The sequence below is a fragment of the Planctomonas deserti genome (assembly GCF_003067705.1).
Classification (GTDB): Bacteria; Actinomycetota; Actinomycetes; order Actinomycetales; family Microbacteriaceae; genus Planctomonas; species Planctomonas deserti.
This window is the reverse complement of record NZ_QANL01000199.1, coordinates 1-526: the sequence shown is the minus strand read 5'-3', so window position 1 is coordinate 526 and position 526 is coordinate 1. Positions and strand designations below refer to the sequence as shown.

The window sequence follows — 526 nt, the reverse complement described above, 5'->3', positions numbered from 1 at the left end:
CTTGTCCGGTTCCACCGTCTGCAGCGCGGCCGGAATCTGCAGGCCCAGGAACGGCGCCAGTTCGCGGCCGACGCCGGCGGCCACGTCCAGGCCCACGGTGTCGATCAGTTCGATCGGGCCCATCGGCATGCCGAATTTCACTGCGGCCTTGTCGATCACCGGGCCCGGAATGCCCTCGGCATACGCGGTGGCGGCTTCCAGCATGTACGGGAACAGCACGCGGTTGACCAGGAAGCCCGGGCTGCCGGCCACCGGCACCGGGAACTTGCCCAGCGCCTTGCAGAACGCGGCCAGACGGCGCTCGGTCTCCGGCGCCATGCCGTCGTGGTGGATGATTTCCACCAGCGGCATCTGCGCGACCGGGTTGAAGTAATGCAGGCCAGCGAACTGTGCCGGGCGCTGGATATGGTCGCGCAGTTCCACCAGCGGAATCGACGAAGTATTGGTGGTCAGCAGCGCGTCCTGCTTCATCTTCGGTTCGAGCGTCTGGTACAGCGCACGCTTGGCCTCGGGGTTCTCGATGATC

Annotated in this window: 1 protein-coding gene; it reads right to left on the bottom strand. The window is 66.3% G+C overall.

Features of this window, described 5'->3' with window-relative positions; translation table 11 throughout:
- The coding region (locus tag DAI20_RS20270) for a 3-hydroxyacyl-CoA dehydrogenase family protein (protein ID WP_168927721.1) at nt 1-526 on the bottom strand (526 nt) is incomplete at both ends.